The 24,680-nt window shown below is 37.9% G+C and carries 24 protein-coding genes; 17 read left to right on the top strand and 7 right to left on the bottom strand.

The window, feature by feature from the left end; all coding sequences use genetic code 11:
* Positions 1 to 23: 23 nt before the first annotated feature.
* Positions 24 to 509: a DUF4442 domain-containing protein gene (locus F968_RS17340; RefSeq protein WP_004795093.1), complete on the bottom strand. Its 486-nt coding sequence runs from the start codon at positions 507 to 509 to the stop codon at positions 24 to 26.
* Between the two features lie 117 nt (positions 510 to 626).
* Here F968_RS17340 and F968_RS17335 point away from each other — a divergent pair, with 117 nt between their 5' ends.
* From F968_RS17335 to htpG, 5 genes are all read left to right on the top strand, one after another.
* Positions 627 to 1,505, top strand: coding sequence for an alpha/beta fold hydrolase (locus tag F968_RS17335; RefSeq protein ID WP_081399578.1), 879 nt, complete (start codon positions 627 to 629; stop codon positions 1,503 to 1,505).
* 101 nt (positions 1,506 to 1,606) lie between these two features.
* Positions 1,607 to 3,031, top strand: coding sequence for a Na+/H+ antiporter family protein (locus F968_RS17330; protein WP_004795088.1), 1,425 nt, complete (start codon positions 1,607 to 1,609; stop codon positions 3,029 to 3,031).
* A 329-nt stretch (positions 3,032 to 3,360) separates the two neighbouring features.
* A complete protein-coding gene (locus F968_RS17325; protein WP_004795086.1) occupies positions 3,361 to 3,945 on the top strand; it encodes an OmpW/AlkL family protein in 585 nt (194 codons plus the stop codon).
* Between the two features lie 189 nt (positions 3,946 to 4,134).
* Positions 4,135 to 4,488, top strand: a complete 354-nt coding sequence (locus F968_RS17320; protein ID WP_004795083.1) for a lysozyme inhibitor LprI family protein — start codon at positions 4,135 to 4,137, stop codon at positions 4,486 to 4,488.
* A 102-nt stretch (positions 4,489 to 4,590) separates the two neighbouring features.
* Positions 4,591 to 6,510, top strand: a complete 1,920-nt coding sequence (gene htpG / locus F968_RS17315; RefSeq protein ID WP_004795082.1) for a molecular chaperone HtpG — start codon at positions 4,591 to 4,593, stop codon at positions 6,508 to 6,510.
* Between the two features lie 84 nt (positions 6,511 to 6,594).
* Here the strand turns inward: htpG and F968_RS17310 are convergent, their stop codons facing one another.
* The 3 genes from F968_RS17310 to F968_RS17300 all read right to left on the bottom strand — a co-directional run bounded on the left by F968_RS17310 (position 6,595) and on the right by F968_RS17300 (position 9,821).
* Positions 6,595 to 7,491: a hypothetical protein gene (locus tag F968_RS17310; protein ID WP_004795079.1), complete on the bottom strand. Its 897-nt coding sequence runs from the start codon at positions 7,489 to 7,491 to the stop codon at positions 6,595 to 6,597.
* A 125-nt stretch (positions 7,492 to 7,616) separates the two neighbouring features.
* On the bottom strand, positions 7,617 to 8,759 hold the full coding sequence (locus F968_RS17305) for a hypothetical protein (RefSeq protein ID WP_004795076.1): 1,143 nt from the start codon (positions 8,757 to 8,759) through the stop codon (positions 7,617 to 7,619).
* Positions 8,760 to 9,119: 360 nt separating this feature from the next.
* Complete coding sequence (locus F968_RS17300) at positions 9,120 to 9,821, bottom strand: DsbA family oxidoreductase (protein ID WP_004795074.1); 702 nt, start codon at positions 9,819 to 9,821, stop codon at positions 9,120 to 9,122.
* Between the two features lie 177 nt (positions 9,822 to 9,998).
* On the opposite strand from F968_RS17300, the gene F968_RS17295 reads away from it, so the two are divergent.
* Entirely contained in the window at positions 9,999 to 10,757 is a 759-nt protein-coding gene (locus F968_RS17295) for a hypothetical protein (RefSeq protein ID WP_004795072.1), read from the top strand.
* 21 nt (positions 10,758 to 10,778) lie between these two features.
* On the opposite strand, the gene F968_RS17290 is transcribed toward F968_RS17295, so the two are convergent.
* Complete coding sequence (locus tag F968_RS17290; RefSeq protein WP_004795070.1) at positions 10,779 to 11,144, bottom strand: MerR family transcriptional regulator; 366 nt, start codon at positions 11,142 to 11,144, stop codon at positions 10,779 to 10,781.
* A gap of 71 nt (positions 11,145 to 11,215) precedes the next feature.
* On the opposite strand from F968_RS17290, the gene F968_RS17285 reads away from it, so the two are divergent.
* Together F968_RS17285 and F968_RS17280 are read left to right on the top strand one after the other, a co-directional pair.
* Positions 11,216 to 11,863: an RBBP9/YdeN family alpha/beta hydrolase gene (locus tag F968_RS17285; RefSeq protein WP_034596474.1), complete on the top strand. Its 648-nt coding sequence runs from the start codon at positions 11,216 to 11,218 to the stop codon at positions 11,861 to 11,863.
* A 243-nt stretch (positions 11,864 to 12,106) separates the two neighbouring features.
* Positions 12,107 to 12,598, top strand: a complete 492-nt coding sequence (locus F968_RS17280) for a hypothetical protein (RefSeq protein ID WP_004795067.1) — start codon at positions 12,107 to 12,109, stop codon at positions 12,596 to 12,598.
* A gap of 47 nt (positions 12,599 to 12,645) precedes the next feature.
* Here F968_RS17280 and fadA read toward each other — a convergent pair whose 3' ends face one another.
* Positions 12,646 to 13,818 carry an acetyl-CoA C-acyltransferase FadA gene (fadA, locus tag F968_RS17275; protein WP_004795064.1) on the bottom strand — a complete coding sequence of 391 codons (1,173 nt, stop codon included), beginning with the start codon at positions 13,816 to 13,818 and terminating at the stop codon, positions 12,646 to 12,648.
* Positions 13,819 to 13,830: 12 nt separating this feature from the next.
* Positions 13,831 to 15,984, bottom strand: coding sequence for a fatty acid oxidation complex subunit alpha FadB (gene fadB, locus F968_RS17270; RefSeq protein ID WP_004795062.1), 2,154 nt, complete (start codon positions 15,982 to 15,984; stop codon positions 13,831 to 13,833).
* 572 nt (positions 15,985 to 16,556) lie between these two features.
* On the opposite strand from fadB, the gene lpxO reads away from it, so the two are divergent.
* From lpxO to F968_RS17230, 9 genes are all read left to right on the top strand, one after another.
* Positions 16,557 to 17,471, top strand: a complete 915-nt coding sequence (gene lpxO / locus F968_RS17265) for a lipid A hydroxylase LpxO (protein WP_004795061.1) — start codon at positions 16,557 to 16,559, stop codon at positions 17,469 to 17,471.
* Positions 17,472 to 17,561: 90 nt separating this feature from the next.
* Positions 17,562 to 17,684, top strand: a complete 123-nt coding sequence (locus F968_RS20025) for a hypothetical protein (protein ID WP_081399709.1) — start codon at positions 17,562 to 17,564, stop codon at positions 17,682 to 17,684.
* Positions 17,681 to 18,724, top strand: coding sequence for a hypothetical protein (locus tag F968_RS17260; RefSeq protein ID WP_004795059.1), 1,044 nt, complete (start codon positions 17,681 to 17,683; stop codon positions 18,722 to 18,724). Before F968_RS20025 ends, F968_RS17260 begins: the two co-directional genes overlap by 4 nt.
* 247 nt (positions 18,725 to 18,971) lie before the next feature.
* A complete protein-coding gene (locus tag F968_RS17255) occupies positions 18,972 to 19,502 on the top strand; it encodes a CHAP domain-containing protein (RefSeq protein ID WP_004795057.1) in 531 nt (176 codons plus the stop codon).
* Between the two features lie 133 nt (positions 19,503 to 19,635).
* Positions 19,636 to 21,435: an excinuclease ABC subunit UvrC gene (gene uvrC / locus F968_RS17250; RefSeq protein ID WP_004795055.1), complete on the top strand. Its 1,800-nt coding sequence runs from the start codon at positions 19,636 to 19,638 to the stop codon at positions 21,433 to 21,435.
* Positions 21,436 to 21,555: 120 nt separating this feature from the next.
* On the top strand, positions 21,556 to 22,350 hold the full coding sequence (locus F968_RS17245; protein WP_004795052.1) for a thioesterase family protein: 795 nt from the start codon (positions 21,556 to 21,558) through the stop codon (positions 22,348 to 22,350).
* A gap of 118 nt (positions 22,351 to 22,468) precedes the next feature.
* Positions 22,469 to 23,056 carry a CDP-diacylglycerol--glycerol-3-phosphate 3-phosphatidyltransferase gene (pgsA, locus tag F968_RS17240; protein WP_004795051.1) on the top strand — a complete coding sequence of 196 codons (588 nt, stop codon included), beginning with the start codon at positions 22,469 to 22,471 and terminating at the stop codon, positions 23,054 to 23,056.
* Between the two features lie 125 nt (positions 23,057 to 23,181).
* Positions 23,182 to 24,036 carry a methylated-DNA--[protein]-cysteine S-methyltransferase gene (locus F968_RS17235; RefSeq protein WP_004795049.1) on the top strand — a complete coding sequence of 285 codons (855 nt, stop codon included), beginning with the start codon at positions 23,182 to 23,184 and terminating at the stop codon, positions 24,034 to 24,036.
* Complete coding sequence (locus tag F968_RS17230) at positions 24,033 to 24,644, top strand: alpha-ketoglutarate-dependent dioxygenase AlkB family protein (RefSeq protein ID WP_004795047.1); 612 nt, start codon at positions 24,033 to 24,035, stop codon at positions 24,642 to 24,644. The genes F968_RS17235 and F968_RS17230 overlap by 4 nt, the downstream gene beginning before the upstream one ends.
* Positions 24,645 to 24,680: the final 36 nt, after the last annotated feature.

Raw genomic sequence — 24,680 nt, 5'->3', positions numbered from 1 at the left:
TAAGCGCTTTTTAGCGCTTATTTTCATTGAGGGAAAGGTTTTGCTTTTTTACGTCGGATATAAAGCGTTTTTTTAACTTCGGCAATTCTTACCCCAGATTCATCAAAAATATTTAGATGATAAGTTCTTAAAACAGGGTCGTAGTTTTCAGCAAGCTCACGTATTTGCTCAATCTCAGCTAAATCTACTCGAATATCTGCATATACCGTACTTCGACCAGGGGAAAGAAAATTAATTTCAGCAGCTTTATCCCAAACAATATATTTTGATCCGAGATGATGCAGCAGAATCATCATGTAAAATGGATCAACCATTGAATAAAGACTCCCCCCAAAGTGTGTTCCGACCAAGTTTTGGTTTTTCCAGGTCAGAGGCATTTTCACACGTACATGGCAAAGTTCTAAATTCATGATTTCAATATAAATCCCTGCACCACGATAAGGTGGGTAGTGATTAAATAGAAATTTTGAAATCGTAGGATTGTTCTGAAGTCTTCTTAAAATAGCCATAATAGTCAATTTTTTTTATTGAAACAGTATTCATACTAGATAAGTATCATCTTTTTTATATTGATGGCAATGCTCTATCCGACTAACGACATGATCGATTGAAAAACAAGATAGGAAATGATTATGCAGCCAAAAGTTCATACAGTAACAACAAGTGACCAACAAACGCTTTGTGCCAAAACATGGGGCGACGAAAAAAATATACCGTTGGTTTTAGTACATGGTTATCCTGACAATCAAGAAGTATGGGAATCAATCATTGAAAATTTAATCAATGACTTTTACATTGTCACCTATGATGTACGTGGGGCGGGTTTGTCGTCTATACCAAAACGTATACGCGATTACCGTTTAGAGCGGTTATCTCTAGATTTACAAGAAGTGGTTGATGAATTATTACCAAATCGTCAATTCCATATGGCTGCACATGATTGGGGTTCAATTCAATCTTGGGAGTCAGTAACTGAGCCTAAATTTAAAGGACGGTTATTATCATACACAACCATTTCTGGGCCATGTCTTGATCATGCAGCTTTATTTTTGCGTGATAAATTTAAATCTTCACCAGCTCAGATCCTAAAAATATTAACCAAATCTTGGTATATCGGTGCATTCCATCTTCCTTTTTTAGCACCAACAGTATGGTCTCTTTTTAGCCCTGAAAAATGGGGGAAAGTCCTGACTCAGCTAGAGAGAAAAAGTAATTTACCTTTAAATAATAATATTAATGCAGATGGTAAATATGGCATTAATTTATATCGAGCAAATTTTATTCCTCGTTTAACTGGCCCTCGTCAGCGTTATGCTCAATGTCCAGTTAAAGCCATTATTTTAAAATATGATACTTTTGTGAGCCCTGAATATATTACTGAGGCTATGCCAAAGTGGGTAGAAAATTTTGAATATGTAGAGCTTGAAGCAAATCACTGGGCAATTCTAAGTGAGCCGGCAAAAATTGCAGATCATATTCGTCAGTTTATTAAGGCCCAAGCTTAATCATTGAGTGACTGCATAAAACTGTTAATTAGGCGATATTTTCGGCTTCATAGGTCTGAATCTGATAGAATGTCGCCTTTTGTTTTGCTCTGAATTTATTCATGAATGCTGTCGTTATTGCGATTGCAGTGATGTTTTTATTATCACTGGCGCGCGTTTCTGTCGTACTGACTTTAGTGGTTTCTGCCATTGTAGGCGGCCTCGTAGCAGGTTTAAGCCTTTCTCAAACCGTTGATGCCTTTAACGCTGGTCTTGGTGATGGTGCTGAAGTTGCACTTGCCTATGCTGTGTTAGGGGCATTCGCTCTGGCACTTTCAAAATCTGGTTTACCTGACTTACTTGCCCATAAACTGATTGGTTTGTTGGGAATGGAAGCTGGAAAAAGCCGCGAAACGAAAGTGAAATATCTACTGTTAGGTATTTTACTCATCGCTGCTATTTTCTCTCAGAACCTTATTCCGGTTCATATCGCCTTTATTCCCGTACTCGTTCCGCCATTATTACGGGTAATGAACCATTTAAAGTTAGATCGTCGAGCAGCAGCCTGTGTTCTTACGCTAGGTTTAGTCGGAACTTATATTTTTCTTCCGGTTGGATTTGGTGCAATTTTCCTTGAACAAATTTTGATGGGAAATATCAACAAAGTTGGCGCAGCGTATGGCTTGCATGTAGAGCGTGGCATGATGTCAATTGGCATGGCTATTCCTGTGTTGGGAATGGTTTTAGGTACCTTGGTTGCTGTATTTATTAGTTACCGTAAACCAAGAATTTATGCTGATCGTGCTATTACACGAACTGCAACGATTGATTTAGATAAGCCTCTTCGTGCAACAGCGCAAGATGAAACAGCTGACTTAAAAGCAGATGCAGAAGAGTTAAAGCATGAGGCAGAGCAAGCGCCCGTAATTGCAAAGAAAACAATCTATATGGCATTGCTTGCAATTGGCCTGACACTCGCTGCACAGCTCTATTCAGGTTCAATGATTTTGGGTGGTTTGGTCGGTTTTGCTGTTCTATCTACTGCCGGAATTTTTAAGTGGCAAGATGCAGATGATGTCTTTGTACAAGGTATGCGAATGATGGCCTTGGTAGGTTTCATTATGATTTCTGCTGCTGGCTTTGCATCGGTAATGACGCATACTGGAGATATCAATCAACTGGTCAAAGGTGTGGTTGAAATAATTGGGGATAATCGAGCACTTGCAGCTTTCTTAATGCTTTGTATTGGTTTATTTGTCACGATTGGTATTGGTTCATCTTTCTCAAGTGTACCTGTATTAGCCGTTATTTATGTGCCTTTATGCGTACAGTTTGGATTTTCACCATTAGCAACGATTGCCCTTATTGGGACAGCAGCAGCATTAGGTGATGCAGGCTCACCAGCCTCTGATTCAACTTTAGGGCCAACAGCCGGTTTAGGTGTGGATGGGCAACATGACCATATATGGGATACGGTTGTACCTACATTTATTCATTTTAATATTCCGCTATTAATTTTTGGTTGGATTGCTGCAATGGTTTTATAGATTTTTTATAAAATATTAAATTATTAACCTTCTTAATGATGATCTTTAGATTTAAATTAAGAAGGTTTTTTATTGATTAAATAAAAGATGTATTTAAAATAAATTATATTAAAATACTCAGGATTGAAAAGTATATTAAAATAGTTGGTCATATAAAATAATCTTGATTAATAAGGTTGGAATAAAAACCAATTAAAATAGTTGGTTAATATATAATTTTATTTAAAACAGTTATTTAAAAATAAATGATAAATTAATTTTATAATGTGTATTGCATGATTTTAAAATACATGTTTATTATAAATATAAATAAGTTTGGAGATATTAAAGTGTTCAAAAAAGTTTTGGTTGTTGCATTAATGGGGATGTCTTCTTTTACTTTTGCTGGTAATTGGCAAGTGAAATTTGGTGGTAGTGTTATCGCTCCTTCGGAAGATACGACACTTGCTGAAAACACTGTAGTTAAAGCAGATCATGAATATGCATTTACGCCATCGGTAGAATACTTTTTTGGTCAGTCTCCATTTTCGGCAGAGTTATTATTAGCAGCACCTGTTAACCATGATGTGTTGCTAAATGGAAATAAGGTAGCGAGTCTTAAACAGTTACCACCAACCATTACTGCTAAATATCATTTTAAAAATTCGACTCGTTTTACGCCATATATTGGTGTTGGTGCAACAGCATTTATTGCTTGGGATGAAGATGGCATTGTAAAAGATGTGAAAGAAGATTTTGGTGTGGCAGGACAAGTTGGTTTTAATTTCCAACCTGCAGATGCTAAAAATTGGGGAGTATTTGTAGATGTTCGTTATGCTGATATAAGCCCAGAAGTTACTTTAAATGATGGGACTAAGTTTGATCTAGATATTAATCCGTTTGTTTACACTTTAGGTTATAGCTATAAATTTTAAGCATAATAATAAATAGAAAAAATATAATAATAAACCTAGACTCAGGCACCTCACATATATTTTATGTGAGGTTTTTTTATGGATTTTATTTGCACTAAAAAAAGCATAAAACAGACAGTTTTATACATATCTTATGCAAGTTTTTTTCTAAACTAATTTCTATTCATTACAAAACATGGGAATAAAATCATGAACAAAAAATTAGCGATGTGTTTGGCTATTTTTAGTGGTATCGCTTTTACACAAAGTTTGCAAGCTGCAAGTTTCTCATGTGATGCTGCAAAAACGAAAACGGAAAAGAGTATTTGTAAAAACCGTTCTTTAAATGATGCCGATGTGAAAATGGCAACAACCTATCAAATTGTTCTGCATGCTTTACCAATGGGTGGGCGGGACAGTCAAAAAGATGCTCAGCAGCAATGGCTGAAAAAAAGAAATGCTTGTGCGGCTGCTGTAAGTTGTATTAGCAAAGCTTATCAACAACGACAACAGCAGTTAGATGCAATATTGCAAGATAGAGTGTTAAGCCACGGTCCATTTTAATTAGAGTAAAAATTTTTAATATTCAGGATTGAAAAATTCTAGAAGTACTCCATTCATAAAGCATTCGAGAACAAACAGACTTCAAAATTTAAGGAGTGATTTATGAGTGAACAAGCATCACAAAATTATAGTTTCCAAGCGGAAGTTGCACAGCTTTTACATTTAGTGACGCATTCTCTCTATTCTAACCCTGAGATTTTCTTACGCGAGCTGATCTCTAATGCATCAGATGCATGTGATAAGTTGCGTTTTGAAGGAATTAATCATCCTGAATATTATGAAAATGATCCAGATTTACATGTACGAGTTATTTTAAATAAAGAAGATAAAACTTTAACCATTTCTGATAATGGTATCGGCTTAAATCAGCAAGAAGCGATTGATAACTTAGGTACGATTGCAAAATCGGGTACTAAAGATTTCATGTCAAAATTGACTGGCGATCAAAAAGCAGATGCTCAGTTGATTGGTCAATTTGGTGTTGGATTTTACTCAGGTTTTATTGTTGCTGATAAAATTACCGTGGAATCACGCCGTGCGGGTCTAGATGCATCTGAAGGGGTGCGTTGGATTAGCGGTGGTACAGGCGAGTTTGAAGTTCAACAAATTGATAAGGCTTCACGTGGTACCGACATTATTCTTCACTTGCGTGATGACGCGCTTGATTATTTAGAATCTTATAAAGTTAAGCAGATCGTTAATAAATACTCTGACCACATTAGTTTGCCAATTGAAATGCAAAAAGAAGTTTGGCAAGAAGAAGAGGTTGCTGAAGGTGAGGAGCCTAAAGGCGGCCAAATGGTCAAAACTGGCGAGTGGGAAGCAATTAACTCAGCCAGCGCTTTATGGACACGTAACAAGAGCGAAGTCACGGAAGAACAGTATGTTGAGTTCTATAAAAACTTAACGCATGACTTTGAAGCACCACTGGCTTGGGCGCATAACCGTGTTGAAGGTAGTACTGAATATACGCAATTACTTTATATTCCAAGTAAAGCGCCACATGACATTTTTACTCGTGAAGCAAAAGCGGGCATTAAGCTCTATGTGAAACGTGTCTTTATTATGGATGATGCGGATAACTTAATTCCAAATTATCTACGTTTTGTTCAAGGTGTAGTGGATAGTGCTGATTTACCACTGAATGTCAGCCGTGAGTTGTTGCAAGAAAGCCGTGATGTCAAAACGATTCGTGAGGGTAATGCACGCCGCGTACTAACTGTACTTGATGGCTTGGCTAAATCTGAAGATGAAAAAGATCAAGAAAAATTCAAGACGTTCTATAGTGAGTTTGGTTCAGTACTTAAAGAAGGCTTGGGCGAAGACTTTGGTAACCGTGAACGTATTTTAAAATTATTACGTTATGCGACATCAACAAATGATGAAGTAACAACTTCTTTTGCTGATTATAAGGCACGTATGAAAGAGGGCCAAAAAGCCATCTACTATGTGACTGCTGACAGCTTAGCGGCAGCGAAAAACTCACCACAGCTTGAGTTGTTCAAGAAAAAAGGCATTGAAGTATTATTAATGGCAGAGCGTGTTGACGAATGGGCAATGAACTTTGTTCAAGAGTTTGACGGTACACCATTAAAGAATGTGTCAAAAGGCGCGGTTGATTTAGGTGATTTGCAAGATGCTGAAGAGAAAAAAGCACTTGAGCAAGCCGCTGAACAGTTCAAACCTGTTGTTGAGAAACTAAGTGACTCATTGAAAGCTAAAACTAAAGAAGTACGCGTGACTACACGTCTCGTTGATTCGCCTGCATGTTTAGTAACAAGCGAAGGTGAGTTATCGCCTCAACTCATCCGGATGCTAAAACAAGCGGGACAAGAAGTACCTGAAATCAAACCAATCTTAGAAATTAACCCTGAGCATCCTTTAGTGAAAAAACTTGAAGGTTCAGAGCAGTTTGATGACTTGGCAAACGTGATTTTCGATCAGGCTGTTATTGCTGAAGGTGGTTTACCTGAAGATCCAGCAGCTTATGTAAAACGTATTAATAGCTTATTGCTGAAGTAATTCAGCGTAAAAAAAGCCTCTGAACTTTCAGGGGCTTTTTTTTGTGGATAAAGAAAGAGTTATCCACAATTTGATAATTTTTGATTAAAAATTAGCTTCGAGATTCATTTGAACGCTGAGCTGATGTTTCGAATCATCATCAATATGGTTAAAAAAGTTAAGGTCATTTTGCATAAAAAGCCAATCTCGCCACACAGGCTGGCGCCATGAAATATAAGGCCCCCAACTATTTAGTCGAATGTCATTTTTGGTATATACGCCACCACTATACACACCGTAAGTAAGATGATTATCCTTTAAAAATTGATACTGCTGGAAAGTCCAATTTCCCCAACTATAATCTTCATTTTCACTCTTATTCACATTAAATTTATTAGCGAAAAGAGTGTTATCTTGCATTTTCTGCGTTAAGTTTAGCGTTGTCTCGGTGTAGTTCCGGCTAGTAGAACCGTAGCGAAATACCTGTTCGGTATCCAAACTAATGTTATGTCTTAAATTCCATTTTTTCTTTGCCAAAAATTGTACATAAACATCGTTTTCTGAGTTTGAACCTAAATCAAGATTATTTTCAAAAGGCATCCATGTTGAAATGGTCGCCCAGCTTGCACTCAGTGGATTAGTTGTCGAAACCTGAGCTGAAGAGTTCTTCTTCTTTTTCTTACCAAAGGCCTTATAAGTTTGTTCAGGCTGAGTCACTCGTCTCCACAATGTATCATTTCCAAATACAGCCATTAGTTCTTGAATTAAGGCGACATCGGGTAAAGCATCATTTGTCTCTATTTCACAAGGAGAGAGTGAAAGTGATTGTCTTTTTACTTTAGTAAAACTCGTAGAAGAATAAGGATAACGCCGTGACCGTTGGTGCTTGAACGTATTATAAAAAAATTGAGTATGCGGAATTAAAGTCAATACACCCAAACTATAAATACAAATGAAGATAGCCGATCTATTTTGAAATGAAAAAGAAGAAAATTGATTCATTTTTAAGGCGAAGGAATCAAAAATAAAAATTAGAACAGTACTTTAAAAGCCTAAGCTTAAATTTTTATTTAAAAGTATTTTATTATTCATCACCTTGGAAGAATTCCAAGGTGATGAATAGCAGCTTAAAAAAGCGCTTCTAAGCGCAAGAATGTACTGACGAAATGGTTGCGATCTTCACGGTGATCATTAAAGTAATTTACATCTCCTTGAACAAAGAACCATTCACGTAAAACAGGTTGGCGCCATGAAACAAATGGTCCCCAACTATTCAAACGCAAGTCATTGTCGTTGTAATAACCCCCTGTATAAATACCATAGTTAAAACGGTTGTTTGCAAAGAAACTATGTTCACGGAAGACCCTGTTTTCCCAACTTAGATCATCATCTTGATCATCAGCATAAGTTAAGCTGAACTGATTTGATAAAATTGGTTGATTTGGTCTGGCATGGGTCAGTTCAAGATTGGTACGTAAGTAGTTTTCACTGTCTATACCGTAACGATAAATTTGTTCAGCATAAAACTTAAAATCATTACGGAGTTGCCAATCTCTTGATGCTTTTAAACGAACATAAATATCGTCTCCAGAACGAATACCTAAGTCAGCATCTGTTTCAAAAGGCAATTTTTTCGAGAAATTTGACCAACGTAAAGCAATCGAGCTGTTGTCATCTCGCGTTTGTTTACCATTTAGCTTCTTATTGGAGTCTTGATTTGGGTTTTGGTTAATATTGGCCGGGCTGTTATTAAATTCATTATCAAGAGAGTCATCACCAAACACTACGCTGAGCCGTTTTTCTAGCGTTGGTAATTTAATCTTGCCTCGTATTCTGGGCTTAATTTCAAAATTATCGTATTCATTCCAATAGTTATCGACCATTACGCGAATAGTTGCAGTAGCAGGTTTTTGTGGATCGACTTCACCAAACCAGTTATCAATTTTTTCAGAAGTACGATCGGCCCAATTACGAATTTTCTTTTGCTTACGGTCAACCCAGGTTTGATCTTCTGTTTGTTCGGTAGGGGGAACAATAGGCTGACTAGATTGCTCTGGAAAAAGGGTTGGGGTCGCATCTACCCAACGTGGAATCTGATCTAACAGATTTTCATCTGCTGTAGCTTCGGTTTGAACTCCAGATGACAAACCTTCTATTTGTTGGCTTTGAGTGGAAGAGCTCGTTTCTGCATGAGCAATGCATACCGAACCGAATCCAATAGTTAAAAGTGCAAAAAGCTGCCGGTAGGGCATTACGTGAAATGTTTTCATATCTATCTTTATGTTTTGTTGTTGTTTCCACTTTTGTTGATTTTTCTAATAAAATCAAGAGGGCGACACAAAAGTTAAGTAAATTTAACTTTTTTTACATATTTGAAATAAATTAAAAAGTTTAAGCTAGTAGCGATTATTTTTAACCAAAAAAAATCCCCCAATTAAGGGGGATGATAGATCAAGGAAACTTCAAATTCCGATCATTAAACACATAAAAAACAGAACATTACAGCGCGAATATTCTAAGACGCAATCATAAACTGATTTTAAACAATTAGATAGTTCTTTTTTTAGAACGCTCTATTGCTAAAATGGTGATAAAACATACGATTTCATCACACTTTCAATTGGGTTGAATTATTTCTGTGGAATATCACATGATTCATCATTACAAACAGCTGCATCATCTTGCTCAACTGCTTCAGCATTTGCTTTCAGTTGTGCTTGCTCTAAGACTTTTAAAAAGACGTCACGTGGTTGAGCACCCGCGAGTGCGATTCGTTGATCAAATACAAAAAATGGTACGCCCGTAACATTTAACTGCTCTTTAGCAATCTTTTCGTCATGACGAACAAAATCAGAGAGCTCATTGGTATCCAATACAAATTCAACTTCCGCATTATCAAGACCAATACGTGAAGCAATTTCTTCTACAACTTCACGTTCACCAATTGCCAGACCTTCAGTCATATAAGCATGGAAAAAAGCTTCTTTTGCTTGATTGCCTAAGCCTTTGCTTTGCGCAAGGTGAATAATACGGTGTGCATTGAAACTATTGCCAGAATTCGCCTTTTGCCATTGGAAATCAATACCTTCAGAGGCAGCCATGGCCGCAATATTGCGTTCCATTTCTTCCATCTCTTCATAGGTGCGACCATATTTTTTAGCTAAACGCTCAGTATTTGAAGTGTCATGTTTTGCTGGCGCATCAGGATCTAATTCGAAACTATGCCAGTGAATTTCAAGCTCAATACCTGCTTCAGCAGCTACATGTTCAAGGCGTTTTTTGCCGATATAACAGAAAGGGCAAACTACATCAGACCAGACATCAACACGCATGGGAGAATCTCATAAATTTTAATTACCCATCATAATAGGGATGATGCACAAGGATTTAAAGCTTTGAGTAGCGAATACAGTGTTGCGTATTGTGAAATAAATGGCATATAAAGAAGAATAAGCTCTATTTTATAACTATAAAGAGCAAAACTATAAGAAGGGAAATAGGAGGTGTGTATGCGCCGAGTTTTGATTGCGATAGCAAGTCTGATTGTTATCACAAGCATTGTTTTTTTCACCTATCAACATATCAAACAGCAGCAGGCTAAAGACAGTAGTCAAATGTTTGATGTCGTTATGACTGAAAAAATGAATCAGCTTTACGAACAAGCGCAGGATTGGTCTAAACCCGTCGAGCTTAATATTCACGATAAACGGTTGGCAGGACACTATAAGCAAATTTCAGAATTTCTTTTAAGTTATTGGATTCAAAATATTAATGCACGAAATGCATATTTAAGAGAACTCAAAGCAGCCAAATGGGATACTTTTTTAAATGTTGATCGTTTAGATATTGATAAAAAGCAAAAATTTGTAGAAACCGAAAAGATGTTAGCTGATGTTCGTACAGCTTCGAATCAGTATCAAACTGAATATGAAAAAATTCATAAAACTTTTTTAGCAAAGGTTCAAGAATTATCTGTTGATGCAGAGATGAGGCAACTCCTTGAAATGAAATTGGGAACTCAGCAAAAAGCAGATCAAGACCATGCAATTTTTATGATTGAACTACAAATTTTGGATAAAGCGGAACAAATGTTTAAGCTTCTAAAAAATTATGAGTGGCAAAAGAAAGATCAGATGATTCTTTTTCATGAAAATGCTCAGGTCAAAAAGTTTAATGGGCTTTACCAAGATGTTCTAAAACTGAATGCAAAAATTGAAAAAATTAAGAAAAAGAATGTAGCTGCACTCGAAGGAGATTTAAAAGAATAAGCAGAGTATGAGCATCAAGAATTATAGTTTGGTGCTCTCGGCTTTTCCTTTGGTTAAAAAAGATTGTAATAAACTTTGAGAAGTTTGCAGTTTGTTTAATTGTTCAGACACATGCATGAGTTCAGTTTGCAGTTTTTCTTGAACCACTGAGCACAGCTTAAATACACGTTCATCTAAATCAAAACAAGGCAGCAAGGCTTGAATGTCTTTTAAATGCATACCTGCATCATTTAATATTTTAATTTTCTTAATATTTTCAATATCTTTTTGTGTATAGCTTCGATAGTTATTGCTCGCTCGATAAGGCTTTATAAGCCCTAAACTCTCATAATAACGCAGCATACGCGGGCTGACTTTTGTGATTTCGGCAACTTTGGCAAGGTTCATAAAATGGGGTTGACCTTAACAGTGGTGTCATAGTTTAGCATGTTTTTATCTTTCAAAATGGTACTTGTTCCATGATGAGAAAACTCATTTTATTGGTGTTATTCGGATTAATGTCATTTGTTGCAAATGCCAAAATACTTGAACTTCAGGAGAAGAACATGCGTCAAATATTTGTGCTTCATGGTTACTCTGCTTCTATAGATGATCATTGGTTTTTAGATTTAAAACATCAAATAGAAGATGAACATACGACTGTTACTTTAATTCCATTTCCAGATTCGGAACATCCAGATGTAGAAGCTTGGCAGAAAGTTTTAGACCAGCAGATCCCTAAGGTGGATGAGAATACCTATTTTGTTGCGCACAGTTTAGGGGTAATCACGTTACTGCACTTTTTGCAAAGACATGAGTATCAAAATATTGGAGGAATGATTTTAGTATCCGGATTCTCTGGTTTCATTTCAGATTCTTCTGTACTTAATAGTTATATAACGAAGAGTAAAGTCGATACAAATGACTTTAAGGGCATAAAGAAAAAGCTGGTGTATTTGTCTGATAATGATGATTTGGTGCCGCCAAAACTGACCATTCAATTGGCTAAAGAAATTGATGCGCCGTACATTACAGTACCTAATGGCGGGCATTTTTTAGGTAGAGAAGGTTATACGACATTTCCACAAGTCGTGAATTCTTTAAAAGAGATGTTGGAGCGCAAATAAAATTTATAAGATAAATCGCACTCTATAATCTGAACACTTTTGTTCAAGTTATAGAGTGCTTTATAGGATGAAGTTTAATAAATAGAAGAACCGTACTTTTACATTAAGAAAATTAATTATATTTACCGTTTATCTGAGCATTACTGAATCAAATTCGACTTTGTTGTAGCCTATTTATAGATACTTTTAATTTAATCATCATCTTTTTAATTTGAATAGGGTGACTGATTTTTGGAGCAAGTTATGAACTTTCTAAAACAATCAGCCTTCATTGCTGCATTTGCTTTTATGGGTTTACCGACTGTTCAAGCAGAAGAAGTAGCGACTTTACCAACAATTCGCGTTATGGCTGAATCTGAGCTACGTGAAGAGGTAGGATTTGTACCTTTCCAAGAAGATAAAAAAGTGCGTCAGGCTTTGCAGCACCGTGAGTATAAAATTCATAATGATATACAAAATGCTTTAGTCCCTGAAGGCATGGCTACGGTAGATTATCAGCCAGTCATGGCACAGCCAGATTTGTCTCAACTTTCTCCATTCTTACAACAATATATTTTAGCGGTAGCAGGTGGAATACAGTCTTCTGATCCAACCAATGGTATCTTTGAAATGTTAAGACCTTTGAATATTAATCGCAGTAATGTTGATGCTTATCGTGAGGGTACAATGAAAGTAAACCTTAATGACCTCATAAATTTACAGCAGCAAATTCAAGACGGTTTAAAAGGCCGATAAAATAAAAATCCCCGCATTGAGCGGGGATTTTTTTATCTTGGTGTTAATTAAACACGTTCGATCACTGTTGCAATACCTTGACCAAGGCCGATACACATAGTCGCAAGGCCGATTTGAGTATCTTGTTGTTCCATTACGTTTAACAACGTAGTGGTGATACGCGCACCAGAACAACCTAGTGGGTGACCTAAAGCAATCGCACCACCATTTAAGTTAATGATGTCTTGCTTGTCATAAATACCTAAGCCTTTCATTACTGATAAGCCTTGAGCAGCAAATGCTTCGTTTAACTCGATAGTTTGAATATCAGCCATCGTTAAACCAGCGCGTTTAAGCGCTTTTTGAGTTGCTGGAACTGGACCATAACCCATGATTGCAGCATCACAACCTGCAACTGCCATAGAGCGAATTACAGCGCGTGGTTTTAAACCTAACGCTTGTGCACGCTCAGCAGACATAAGCAACATTGCAGAAGCACCGTCAGACAACGCTGAAGATGTAGCAGCAGTTACCGTACCGCCTTTCGGATCGAATACAGGACGTAGTGCTTTGAACGACTCAAGGTTTGCATCTGGACGAATTACTTCATCAATGTCGCAAAGGATTTTAAAGCCATTTGCATCGTGACCTTCAACACCAACGATTTCGTTTTTGAAACGACCTTCTTGAGTTGCAGCCCAAGCACGGCGGTGAGATTCAACACCAAAAGCGTCTTGCTCTTCACGGCTAATGCCGTTCATGCGACCTAACATTTCAGCAGTTAAGCCCATCATGTTAGATGCTTTAGCATAGTGTTTAGATGCTTCTGGGTTTAGGTCGATGCCGTGCATCATACCTACATGGCCCATGTGCTCTACACCACCAATAATGAAGATATCACCTTGGTTAGTTGCAATCTGTGCAGCAGCAGTATGAAGTGCTTGCATAGAAGAACCACAAAGACGGTTTACAGTTTGACCTGCTACAGTTTTTGGTAGGTCAGCCAATAAGCCGATGTTACGACCAATGTTCATACCTTGTTCTAAAGTCTGGTTTACACAGCCCCAGATCAGATCTTCAACTTCATTGGTGTCAAACTGGTTACGAGCAACGAGTGCACGAACCAACTCAGCAGATAAGCTGTCAGCACGTACATTGCGGAACATACCGTTTTTGGTTTTACCCATTGCAGAACGTACGCCATCAACGATGACAACGTCACGTGGATTTAAAGTAGCCATTCACGTTGCTCCTTAACCGTAGAATTTTTTGTTGTTAGCAGCCATGTCACGCAACATTTGTGGCGCTTCATAAGCCTTACCTAAGTGTGCATATTTGTTGCAAAGCGCAACATATTCAGCAACACCTGTCTGGTCGATATAACGACATGGACCACCACGGAATGGAGGGAAACCTACACCCATAATCATTGCCATGTCTGCTTCAGCAGCAGTTGCAACGATGTTGTCTTCTAAGCAACGAACTGTTTCATTACAGAAAGCAAGCATCATGCGGTCAATGATTTCTTGGTTATCAAACTCGCGTTTTTCACCCGTTACGAAAGGAGCAATGATTTCATACGCTGTTGGATCAACAGTTTTTGCTTTCTTGCCTTTCTTATCGAGTTCGTATTTGTAGAAACCAACGTCATTCTTTTGACCAAGACGTTTAGCTTCGTACATTGCTTGGATTGAACCTTTGTAGTCTGGCTTCATACGGTCTGGGAAACCTTCAGCCATGACTTCTGCACCATGAACACCCGTGTCGATACCAACAACGTCGATGAGGTAAGCAGGACCCATTGGCCAGCCAAACTTAGACATTACATTGTCAACTTGCTGGAAGTCTGCGCCGTCTTTTACAAGAAGGTCAAACGCACCAAAGTAAGGGAACAATACACGGTTAACCAAGAACCCTGGGCAGTCATTTACAACGATTGGTGTTTTACCCATTTTTTGAGCAAGAACAACAGTAGTTGCAATCGCTTCTTCAGAAGTTTTTTCACCACGAATGACTTCTACAAGTGGCATCATGTGAACTGGGTTGAAGAAGTGCATACCAACGAAGTTTTCAGGACGTTGTAATGCTTTTGCTAAACGTGTAATTGAAATAGTAGACGTGTTAGACGCAATAATCGTGTTTTCACGAACATGCTTTTCAGTGTCTGCAAGAACGATTTCTTTAACTTTTGGATTTTCTGTAACCGCTTCGATCACGATATCAACTTCTTTAAACTCATCGTAGCTTAAAGTAGGACGGATACGTGCAAGGGTTTCACCCATTTGCGCAGGTTTCATTTTCTTACGTTCAACTTGTTTAGTTAACAAGCTGTTCGCTTCTGACATACCTAGTGCAAGTTGTGGGTTACCAATATCTTTCATGATAATTGGAGTGCCTTTGCTTGCCGCTTGGTAAGCAATACCACCACCCATGATACCAGCGCCAAGTACAGCTGCTTGGTTTACAGGGTGCGCACCTTTTTCATGTTTTTTAGCCGTTTTCTTAACAACTTGGTCATTGAGGAATAAACCAATTAATGCACCAGCTTGTGGAGTAATCGCAGCTTTTGCAAAACCTTCAGCTTCAGCTTTTAATGCTTCGTCACGCGCAAGGCTTGCACCTGCTTGTAATGAATCAAGTAATAATTTTGGAGCAGGGTATTGAGCAGGATTTGCTTTAGCAAGTACAGCACCTTTTGCTGTGTTGAACGCCATCATTTGTTCAAGTGGGTTCAATTTTACAGCATCAAGTTTTTCTTGGCGTTTCGCTTTCCAGTTCAAACGACCAGAAATTGCTTGCTTAACTAAATCAGTTGCAGCTTCAAGTAATTTATCAGCAGCTACAACCGCATCTACAGCACCATCTTTTAGGGCGGCAGCCGGTTTTTTAGGAGCAGCCATTGCCATCCATTCAACCGCGTTGTCGATACCAATAAGACGGCTTAAACGTACGCTACCGCCAAAACCTGGGTAAATACCAAGTTTAATTTCTGGTAAGCCCACTTGTGCAGCTTCTGACATCACACGATAGTCACACACTAAACACATTTCAAAACCGCCGCCTAACGCCATACCGTTAATAGCAACAACTTTTGGAATTTCTAAATCTTCAAAGCTATTGAAGATTTCGTGAACAGGCATAAGCCAGTCAACAATCGCTTTTTCGCCTTGAGCGAAGTTTTCACCAAATTCGGTAATGTCTGCCCCAACAATAAATGTTGATTTGCCAGACGTAACAACTAAGCCTTTAATATCGTTATTTGCTTTTACCGCAGCAATAGCAGCTTGGAAATCTTCAATTGTTGCACGGTTAAATTTATTGACCGACTCACCTTGTAAGTCAAAGCGGAATTCTGCAATTCCGTCCGAAAGCATTTGGACGGTAATGGCATTGCCAGCGTGGATCATGCCTGATCTCCTTGGTTTTGGAGGACTTCTAAGTTGATGTTATGAAGCGTGTGCACAGCTTTGGTACACATTTATGCTTCGCTAATCTTACGATAACTATATCTAAAAAAAACCTGACAAGTTGTATCAAGCCGTGACGCAAGGGTCATCTTATTTATTATTCAATTCATCTGTATTAAATGCATAAAAGAAATCATAAAGATAGCTGCTAATCAAAGGCTTTTGTTTTGCTTTAAATTTTTCTTTATAAAGCTCTGGAATTATCAAGCTTTCTTATAAAAATTATGAAAATTCAAAAGTTAATTTTTTGTCAAAAAAGTCAATTGTTCAATTTTTATCTTAAAAAAGCGAATAAAAATAACAACAAGTTTTAACTTTTTAAAGTGCTGAAAAAATACCAAGGGTTCTTTTATTTCTTATAAAAATATGAGGTCTATTATTTGACTTATTTTTTTACATTCGCTTTTTATAAGTCAATTTTGTTAAAATTTGTGCCAATTAAATAAACTTCCGGTTTCTATTGCCTTAAATATAAGGTGAAGTTGCCCCTAATCTTTTGAAAGAGTAGCAATATGATTAAGTGGATCATATTAGCGATTTTTGTGATATCGGCATTGTATATCCAGCATCGCGGCAAAGTGCGTCACTCGTTTTATCGTCAATTTTTTGACCATTCAACCTTGCTCGCACCGATTAACTTTTTAATGTACATCTTTTCAAAGGTGCCGAATCAACCTTATATCGACACCCAGCATTTTAAAGATTTAAAAGTGTTGGATGAAAATTGGGAAATGATTCGTGATGAAGCGAAAGCTTTATATGACCAAGGTGGGATCAAAGCTTCAAGTACATATAACGACTTAGGTTTTAATTCATTCTTTAAAACAGGTTGGAAGCGTTTTTACTTAAAATGGTACGAGTCAAGCCATCCGTCTGCTGCTGAGCTTTGCCCAAAAACCACAGCTCTTCTTAAAACATTGCCGACAATTAAAGCCGCAATGTTTACCGAGCTTGCACCTGACAGCCGTTTGGTAAGACACCGTGACCCATACGCAGGATCACTTCGTTATCACTTGGGTTTAATTACGCCAAATGATGACCGTTGTTTTATTGATGTAGATGGTGAAAGATACTCTTGGCGTGACGGTCAAAGCGTCGTGTTTGATGAAACCTATATTCACTATGCTGAAAATAAGACTGATCAAAACCGTATTATTTTCTTTGCAGATGTTGAACGACCAATGAAAGTGAAATGGATGGAACGTTTCAATCATTGGTTTGGTCGTAAAGTGATGACTGCTGCAAGTTCACCTAATGAAACAGGTGACCAAACAGGTGGTTTAAATAAAGCTTTTGGTTATGTTTATCAAATTCGCATTAAAGCTAAAGCATTAAAAGCTAAAAACCGTAAGTTGTATTACTTCTTAAAATGGTTATTAATGCTTGGGATTTTCTTCCTGATTTTTGTTCGACCATATATATTTTAATTAAAGCGCCCGAGAGGGCGTTTTTTGTTTTGATTATTTAAATAATTTGCATTTATTTTTATGCACTTAAAAAGATGATTATTAGAGCGGATAGCATTTTTATTTAAAATTTTAGGTGAATTTTATATTAATTATTGGGATGATAATGCGACTGGTAAATATATACCTTTCTTGTGCTTGATAAATTTAAAAAATTGTGTGGAATATAAATGAATACGGTGATGAAACAAGCTTTAGTAATAACTACATTCAGTGCAGCATTAATATTGACTGGATGTGGGAAATCTAAGCCAGAACCAAAATCAAAAACAGATAAAGTTGAGACAATTTCGGATTGGAGCTGTACGCATCCTGAGAATTTGAAGCAGATTCAAGCCTCATTAAAAAAAGAGTATTTGAAACAAATCGAACGCAGTTTAAGACAAAGTCAATATCAGGTTGATGCGGACATCCTTAATAAAATTAATCAAGGTTTGAAGTTTGAAATTAAAAATATTCGCACTTTACCCTTAGAAGACGATAGTCAAAAAAATACACAATTAAGTTGTGAAAGCCAATTGGTCGTTTCATTTCCTAAAGGCTTACAAAAGCGTGCGGAAAAAGCATATATTGAAGAACAGCGCTATTCTGATGAAGAATCGGATGTACTCAATGACCATTTTTCTAATAATGATTCATCTTTGACCCTTGAAAATGATCAATTGAAAGGTGATTTTTTCTATAACATCACAAAAACAGATAAAGAGGGTTTGGTATTTAATTTGCCAAGTCAAAATACTGTGATTGAAGGAGTGGTTTTTGTTGCCACTAAAGCTGTGCAATATGCGGCTTATGTTGAAGAAAATCAACGTTATGAAAAAAGTCGTGTAGAGGATGATAAACAATCGGCAGAAAATTATAATGCGCAGACTGAATTGGCACAGAAAGCCATGGATGTCCGTAAAAAAGAATTGGATAGCGACAAAGCTAAGCAAGTAGAACGCTTAAATCAGACTTGGGATAAATTGAATGCTGAGAAAAAAACTCAATTTAAACAAGATCAATCCGATTGGTTTGAAAAACGCGATGTTGAATGTAAGGTACTTGCACAAAAAAGTGTTGATGACATTGCTGAAAAGGATTTAGAAACTTATCAAAAACAATCGAATTACTGGACTGCTGAAATGAGTAAGCAAAACCAAGAGATGCAATATACACAATGCTTTACCCAGAAAACTATAGAGCGAACGGTTTATTTAAATAATTTAAATTAATCTGAAACTCTCTATAAATACTTAGTCAATCGTATTTAAAATGGATGGGATTGACCAAAATTATAGATAAATAGTTTTATTTATTACGCCCGAAAGGGCGTTTTTTATGCTGTACAGTACTTAATAGTTTTTGTGACTCATTTCACAGTGCTGGCAATTTGTTACAACTATTAAAAGCCAAAGACCAATTTTGATTCTACAATGGCGCGGTTTTTTCGAAGACTGGTTAGCGGAAGTAGGTTTTAAAATGGCTCATGCTCATCACGCAGTTCATGCACATGTTCATCATATCGCAGAGAGAAAAGAAGAAAGCTCTCAAGATGATTTAAAAATGAAAGTGATGTTAAGACAAACAGCTTCGACGACTGAAAAACATAAAAAATCTGATGTGAAAAGTCATCAATCTGAAGATCAAAATATTAATTTGCATAAGTTCTCAAGTAAGCTTGAAAGTATATCTGCCAACCATAGTAAAGAGAAATGCGCCAAGAATATTCGCATTGCTTTACAAGCAGCAGGCGCCGATGTATCTAAGCATCCGGTAGCAGCTTCAGACTGGGGGCATACACTTGAGAAGAACGGTTATAAGAAAATTAAACCTGCTTTTAATCGTCCTCAAGAAGGCGATATTTATATTATTGAGCGAACAAGTGGTCATACATATGGTCATATTGCGGGATATACAGGGAATGGGTGGTTCTCAGATTTTCGCCAAAAAACTTATGCGGTCTATAAAGAAAAAGACGTGAAATATAGCTACTATCGCCTCGATTCTTAAGCGAGTACGACATAGTCTGTCGGGACATATCCAAATCTGTTTCCAAATTTGGCTTCTGGCACAGTAAAGCACTTGAAAACTCAGGTTGAAAACATCACATTAGGTATTCAGTATTAAGCCATGTCTGCCGATAGTGAATCAAAACGCTCGTCCCCATATTGAAAAAATTTTAGCCCACATGACCCAACTTCCAGGTGTTTATAAAATGCTAGGGAAAGAGGGAGAATTGTTATATGTCGGCAAAGCAAAAAACCTAAAGAATCGGGTATCGAGTTATTTTGTTAAAACCATTGAGCATCCTAAAACACAGGCTTTAGTTGCCAGAATTTATGATATTGAAACTTTAGTCACTCGTTCAGAAACTGAAGCACTACTCCTTGAGCAAAATTTAATTAAACAACATCGTCCGCCTTATAACATCATGCTGCGGGACGATAAGTCATATGTCTATATTTTTGTATCGGCAGATAAGCCGTATCCTCGGCTTGCTAGTGGTCGCGGCAAAGGGAAGCATCAAATTGGTAAGTTCTTTGGGCCTTATCCAAGTGCCTATAGTGCCCGTGATACTTTACTCGTTCTACAAAAGCTTTTTAATGTACGTCAGTGTGAAAATAGCTACTTTGCACAGCGCAAGCGCCCGTGTTTGCAATATCAGATCAAGCGTTGTTCTGCACCTTGTGTAGGGCTGATTTCACCCGAAGATTATAAAGAAGACATTAATAATAGTATTCGCTTTTTGCAAGGTGATACGAAGGAGCTCAATCAAGAACTGATTGCCAAAATGGAACAAGCAGCAGCTGAACTTGAATTTGAAAAAGCTGTTTTTTACCGTGATCGACTATCTTTACTTCGTGAAGTTCAAGCTCAACAAGCTGTGTTTAAAGTCAAAGGTGAGGCGGATATTCTGGCCATTGCATATCAGGCTGGTGTGACATGCGTACAGATTATGTATGTGCGCAATGGGCGAATGCTAGGTGGAAAAAGCTATTTCCCTGACATGCTTGGTGATGATCTTGGGCAAATGCTCAGTGACTTTATGGCAAACTTTTACTTTCAAGTTGCAGATGAAGTACCCAATGAGCTCATCGTGAACATTGCTTTGCCAGACCGTAAAGAATTAGAAGAAGCATTGGCACAGCAGTTTGGCAAAAAAGTTCAGATTAAGAATAATGTTCGAGAAACTCGTGCCGAGTGGCTAGAACTAGCTGAAATGAATGTTCAACATGCAATTAAGGGTCAGTTGAGTAATCATTTAGAGCTTAATGAACGTTTCCATCAATTAGAGCAAGTGATTGGAAGACCTGTCGATCGTATTGAATGTTTTGATATTAGCCATACCATGGGCGAAGCTCCAATTGCGTCTTGTGTGGTGTTTGACCAAGGTGGGGCACGTAAGCGTGACTACCGCCAATTTGCCATTCAAGACATTACAGCAGGCGATGACTATGCGGCTATGCGCCAAGCCTTAACACGACGTTATAAAAAAGCCATATTGCCTGACTTACTGTTGATTGATGGTGGTAAAGGTCAGCTTCATATGGCGATGGATGTTATGCAAGAGCTTGGGCTCGATGCTTTTATGGTGGGAGTATCTAAAGGTGAAGGACGTAAACCGGGTCTTGAAACCCTGCATTTTACAGATGGCACGAAAATCCAGTTACCAGAAGATCATAAAGCATTGCACTTAATTCAACAGGTGCGTGATGAAGCCCATCGCTTCGCAATTACTAAACACCGAGCTAAACGTGATAAACGCCGTAGCACTTCAGTTTTAGAAGCAATTCCGGGATTGGGTCCAAAGCGCCGTCGAGATTTATTAACTCATTTTGGTGGGATTCAAGGTGTTTTAAAAGCCTCTGAAAAAGAGCTCATGCTTGTGCCCGGTTTTGGTGAAATGATGGCCAGAACGATTTATAAAATTCTGCATGAATAAGCATCGTTTTAAAGGCGGAGTGACAAAATAGCTCGCCAATTACTAAAGGATTGACCATTCACATTCCAATCAAAATGATGAAAGATCCTCCCTAATAACACTTTTGTTTTAGGGAAAGGAATGTCTTTGCTGCAATTGTTTGAAGAAATAAAACAAAAGGAATGGATTGAAATACCTGAAGGGTGGTTGCAAGGACGAACAGTGTTTGGTGGTCTTGTTGCAGGTTTGCTGATGCAAAAAGCGTGCGCCAATATTCAAGATCCAAATAAAAGATTATTAAGTTGTAGTGTTACTTTTGTGGGGCCTGTTCAGCAGGGGTCTGCTCAATTGACTGTTGAAATTTTAAGGGAAGGGAAATCGGTCACTACACTTGAAACCCGTTTATGGCAAGATGGCGCGGTACAAACCATTTTGGTTGCAAGCTTTGGTGTGCCTCGTACATCGAATATTGAAGTACGGCAAGAACCTATGGTGCCAGTTTATGCACCACCAGAAGATTTACAACCGATTCCTTTTGCTAGACAAATGCCAGAATGCTATCAACATTTTGATGTATGCTGGGCAGAAGGTCATTATCCTGTTACAGGAAGTCAGTATGCTGACTTTGGAGGATGGTCAAGGTTCACTCCAGAGAAGCATGAAAATCGTCAAATGACATTGCCAGATTTAATTGTTTTGATGGATATTTGGCCGCCTGGTGTATTGCCGATGTTTAAACAAGTTGCTCCTGCAAGTTCTTTAACTTGGCACATTACCTATGTTCATCCATTTCCACATCAATTATGTGACTGGTTTAAATATAAAGTGGTGACTGAATATGCTGGTGAAGGTTATTCCACGGAATGTGCCCATCTTTGGGACCAAAATGATCATTTAATTGCAATTTTACGGCAAACTGTTACGGTATTTACCTAAGCAGTCCACTTCCTCGATTCGTATATTTCGTATAAAGTGGCTGTTACAGATAGATACAATATTGAAGAATGTATTTTTGTCTGTTACAAGATGCATGAAGACTAAATTGGCGGTGTTTATGACCACAGGGCGAATCCTGAATATCCCAAATATCCTAACGTTGGCGCGTATCGCGCTTATTCCTGTATTTTTGGTGATTGCGTATTGGCCGCCTGCAATGGGTATTGGTGAGCAAGCAGGGAATATGAGTCGTCATATTATCTTGACGGCTATTTTTGTGTTGGCTGCTATTACCGATTGGTTTGATGGCTATTTGGCACGAACTTTAAACCAGACTTCAGCATTTGGCCGTTTTTTAGATCCAGTTGCAGATAAGCTCATGGTGGCGGCAGCACTTATTGTTTTGGTGCAGTGGAATCCAACCATTTCAATGGCTTTTGCGGCAATTGTCATTATTTCACGGGAAATTACAGTTTCTGCTTTACGTGAGTGGATGGCAGAACTTGGCGCAAGAACGAGTGTGGCTGTATCGACAGTAGGCAAATATAAAACAGCTTTTCAGATGATTGCCATTAGTGTGTTCTTACTCAATTGGCAACCTTTAGAAATGTTGGCTTACGCGTTGTTATATACAGCCGTCATTTTAACTTTATGGTCAATGTTTATTTACCTTAAAGCAGCTTGGCCGTATTTAAAGCAACCTTAAGCACATATTGAATGATTAAGCCTTTCTATAATGAAAGGCTTTTTTATTTTCAAAAGTGCAAGAATCGGGTCGTCATGGGGCTTTAGCTACTTTAATGTAAGATATGAGAGCTAAGGAGGTGACACATGCAAATGCTTTCTTCTCGGCAATTTGCTGTAATTGCCAATGTAATTGAATATTTATATGAACATCTAGACCAACAACCGAGTCTAGACGATGTTGCGAGCCATATGAATTTAAGTTCAGGTTATATCCAACGTCAGTTTCAGGAATGGGTGGGTATTAGCCCGAAAAAATTTGTTCAATATATGAGTTTGCAGCAGGCTAAATATTATCTGCTACAAAAGCGAAGCTTATTAGAAACCGCTTTAAACACAGGTTTGTCGGGTACTGGTCGTTTACATGATCTGTTTATTCAGCTCGAAGGGATGACACCTGGTGAATATAAACAGCAAGGTGAAGGCGTTATTCTTAATTATTCGGTTGAGACCAGTCCATTTGGTGAGTTGTTGGTGGTAAGTAGTGAAAAGGGTATATGTTCTATAAGATTTATCGAAACTCACGAGAATATTGAAGATTTAATTAAACAGTATTTTCCAAAAGCTCAATTGAAAAATCAGTCAACGATTTGGCATCAACAAGTTGCAGAATGGTTCGAACACGATTTTTCAGAACACTTGCAGCACAAGCTTCCGCTTAACTTAGCAGGGACTCCGTTTCAGCTACAAGTATGGGAAGCGTTACTGACCATTCCAGAAGGTCAATTGCGGACCTATCAAGATATTGCAGAGCAGATTGGAAAGCCTAAAGCTGTTAGAGCTGTTGCCACAGCAATTGGGCAAAACCCGATTGCATATTTAATTCCTTGCCATCGGGTGATTCGTGCAACAGGCATGGTCGGAGAATATCATTGGCAAAAGGGGCGTAAATTGGCATTGTTAGCTTGGGAGATGTCAAAGCAACATGGAGAGACCGTATGACTTTGGATTTATTTTCTCCAGAGCCTTGTGAGAATTTATTACCCTACGATGGTGAAGTTCAGGACTATGGTTGTATTTTAAGCCCAGAAGAAGCTGAACAATATTTTCACTATCTTTACCAGCACCTCGCATGGAAACATGACGAGGCTAAGTTGTATGGTAAGCACTTTATTACAGCTCGAAAAGTTGCATGGTATGGAGATGATTACTATCAATATAAATATTCGGGTGTGGCACGTGATTCGTTGCCGTGGGACAAAGCACTCGCCAAATTAAAACAACAGGTAGAGCAAATACTTTCAGAGAAATTTAATTCTTGCTTAGCAAATCTCTATGAAGATGGAACTCAAGGTATGGCTTGGCACAGTGATTCGGATGTGTCTTTGGCAAAAACCACAACAATCGCTTCTTTAAGCTTTGGTGCTACCCGAAAATTTTCTTTTAGACATATTCAAAGTAAAGAGAAAGTTGAATTGTGGCTCCAACCAGGTCAACTCATTGTGATGCGTGGTGAGACTCAACAGTATTGGCAACACCGTTTAAATCGTTCAACAAAGATTTTACAACCACGTATTAATCTTACTTTTCGGCAATTTCAGTTCTTATAAAAATTGGGCAAGAAAAAGCCCATGATGGCAACATGA

It is taken from the genome of Acinetobacter sp. NIPH 817 (assembly GCF_000368405.1).
GTDB lineage: Bacteria > Pseudomonadota > Gammaproteobacteria > Pseudomonadales > Moraxellaceae > Acinetobacter.
Note: the sequence above shows the minus strand (reverse complement) of the source record. Positions and strands in the feature narration are given on the sequence as shown.